We start from the raw sequence: 3,165 nt of genomic DNA, 5'->3' as shown, positions 1-3,165 counted from the left end.
CAGAAAAAGCAGGCAGTTGTGCGGCTCCACCTGAAATTCACATGGCGCACCGGACACCCACTTCAATGTTTCATTCCCCCAGAGGTTCCGCAGCGTGCCCGCCGGCGCATCCGGCAAGGTGACTTGCAGGCGCATTGAAGTTTCAGCGAAGTTGAAAATTCCCAGCGCCGGAGTGCCGCTTTCCCGATCGATTCCGAACCAGACCGCCGGATATTCCCGGTCGAACCGGTCCAGCGGCCGCAGCCGGAAACGGTCGGGGGCCGCCAGAAGCAGCCGGGAGAGTTCCGCCCGTTCCGGTTCCAGCGTGGAAAAGCGGTCCGCCAGCAGTTTCAGCCCGCCCGCCAGCAGCAGCGCCGAAGTCCAGAGCCGGACCTCGGCATCGGTCAATTCATTCCGGTCCCGGCGGGCAATGTGCACGTCGGGATCGCAGAGAAACAGCCGCCGGTGCATGTAAGTGCGGTTGATGATGTTGCGGCAGACGTTCGGCACGCAGCAGTCTTCGCGGTACCGGTCGCGGCCGGGGGCCTTCCGCTCCCAGTAAGGCGTAATGTCGGTGCTGATGCGTTCGGCGTTGACCAGGCCGACGACTCCGGCGAGAACGGCGGTGCATCCCAGAATGAACCGTTCTTCCCCGAAACCCTCGCGGATTGCGGTCAGGGCGCGCCGGAGCGCATCCAGCCGGGTGGCTTTGGGATCGAAGTAGCGTCCCTTGCCGGGCGTGCAGGCATACATCATGAAATCCAGCTTGACATACTCGAACCCCAGCTCCGCCAGCTGCCGGAATAAATTCCGGAAATGTGCCTGCACTCCGGGATGGGTGCCGTCGAGAACGGCCAGTTCCGTACTGCCCCACGGCTCAAGCCAGACCGTTTCTCCTTCGGAAGTGCGAATTGTCCACTCCGGGTGTTCCGAATAGAGGCGGCTGTTTTTCTCCACCAGAAACGGCGCCAGCCACAAGCCGGGTTTGAATCGCTTTTCGGCGATGGAGTGCGCCAGCGCCCGCAGTCCTTCCGGAAATCTGGCGTTGGTGTGAAGCCAGTCCCCGTAAGCGGACTGCCAGCCGTTGTCGATCTGAATATATTCCAGCGGAAAATCGGAACGGCGGGCCGCCAGGTCTTCGAGATTCTCGGCGATGTCGGCGGCGGTGACGTTCTCGAAATAATAATACCAGCTGCACCAGCCGGTCGGAGCATGATCCCAGGTGCGGGCATTCATGTTTTCTCCCCAGCGGGAGGCGAATTCCTCAAGCAGAGCCTGCGAATCGCTTCCGCAGGTCAGCAGCAGCTCCTCGGATTCGACGGACTCGCCCGGTTCGACGAGAATATGATCCGCGTCGCAGCAGAGTTCCAGCTGCGCCACTCCGGACTCGGCCAGTTCGATCGTGAGGCGGCACATCATCCGGCGGGAGGTGATGAATCCGGCCAGCAGTATGCTGCCGGAAGGCCGGTGGTTCAGCAGCCCGACGTATTCGCCGGAGAAGCGGTTCGGCTCGGCCGCATTATTGTAATGAACCGGGTCCGAAACCGCCGCCGGCAGATAATCGGGATTGCAGAAGTTGTCTTTCTCCCCGTAACGGACGCTCTTGGCCGGTGTGACCATCGTCCAGCCTTCGAGGAAAATCCGGTATTCCCGGCCGGGGAATGACAGAAAGTCCCCCGGTTCCGGCCGGGCCGTAAAACGGATCGCATCCAGATGCCGCGCGACACTGCCGCGGTTGTGAAATACGGCAAGATAACGGACTTCACGATCCCCCGTCACGGTTTTGACTTCCAGTTCGAGGCCGGGCGGCAATACGGAAGAACCGTCGACGACGGCCTCCGGGTACAGCCGCGGAAAGAGTATGTTTTTCATCGTCACTGCTGATTTACTTCCACGAAAGGCGCTTTTTTCTGATCGTATCCGAAATACGGGCCGTGGTTCCGCCCCTGAAACATTTTCATGCGCTTGGAACCCGGCAATACATTATAGAGGCACCAGACCCCGGACGGAGGACACACCCAGTCCGACAGGCCGGCTTCAATCTGAACCGGACATTTGATCCGTCTGGCGAAATTGACCGTATCATAGTAACCGAGTCCCTTTTTCCAGTTCGGCCGCCAGCCGCGAATCCGTCCGGCGGTTATGCCGCCCAGCTCGCAGAACCAGGGGACCTCCAATTCACACCGCGTGACTTCCGGGGTCAGCGCCGTCACCGCCGCAGCCTGAAACGCACCCTGGCTGCCGCCGGCAATCGTCAGGTTGCGCCCGTCCCACTCCGGCAGGGTCATGGCGTACTGCACAGCTCTCAAATCGCGCAGAATCATGTACTTGAAATAACAGTCATGCGGATTTTCATTCTGCCGGTCGTCGAAACCGTAGCCATAAAGTTCTCCATCAGAAAGTTTCTGGTAGAACGTCGGTTCCCGGTGCAGATCAAGGCCGTGGGCGCCCACAAAAAATACGATTTTTCCGGGCGTGTCCTGTGCGACGATGTCCCGCACGCCGTAACCGTCAAACTGGATGTGAAGCGGCAGGGATTTCTTTTGCGCATCCTTGGGAATTGCCAGCGAACCGACCGTCGGCCGCGGGCCGGGCGCGCTGAGTTTCACATCGTAGATTCGGGAATCCTGCGTTGTTTTAAAAAGTTTGCGCTCCAGTACGCGCAGCGGAGTCGCCTTCAATTCCGCTTTGGCACTCTCCCAGAATTTGTCGAAATCAGCCGGTTCGGCTACTGCCTGAGTCAGTTTTTCCGGTTGAACCCCGGCGGCGAGGCCGAACTGGACTGCTTTCATGCTGTTTCCGCGTTTCCGCTGAATCTCATTCCCGTACTCATCAATGAGCTTGACTTCCGCCATCACGAAGCCGGGCTGATTGAGCGACGCGGACAACTCCAGCGGACAATCCGCCGACAGATCATATTCATTCTCCCGGCGGCTGCCGTCATCCCCTGCTACGACCACCCGGAGCCGCCCTCCTATGGGTTTGCCTGACTGCAGGATGCGGAAACGGAACTTCATCGGTTCTCCGGGCTTGTAGGAAACGGCATTGCTCCGGTCAAGCTCTCCGGTTATGATTGACCGGCTGTGGTCAATCTGCGGTTTGGGTTCGGAAAATCGAATGTTCCGGAATTTCGCCGTGCCGGAAACCCCTTCCAGTCCGAGATACAATTCGAGTTTGCGGGCGTCG

At 59.6% G+C, this 3,165-nt stretch carries 2 protein-coding genes; both read right to left on the bottom strand.

What is annotated here, in order from left to right; genetic code table 11:
• Positions 1-1,851 (bottom strand): glycoside hydrolase family 36 protein (locus tag Q0J85_RS15365; protein ID WP_294483222.1); only part of this gene is annotated, 1,851 nt, incomplete at its 3' end.
• A gap of 2 nt (positions 1,852-1,853) precedes the next feature.
• A partial coding sequence (locus Q0J85_RS15360) for an acetylxylan esterase (protein WP_294483220.1) occupies positions 1,854-3,165 on the bottom strand: 1,312 nt, incomplete at its 5' end.

The sequence above is a fragment of the uncultured Victivallis sp. genome, from assembly GCA_944389935.1.
GTDB lineage: Bacteria > Verrucomicrobiota > Lentisphaeria > Victivallales > Victivallaceae > Victivallis.
This window is presented reverse-complemented; position numbering and strand designations above follow the sequence as displayed.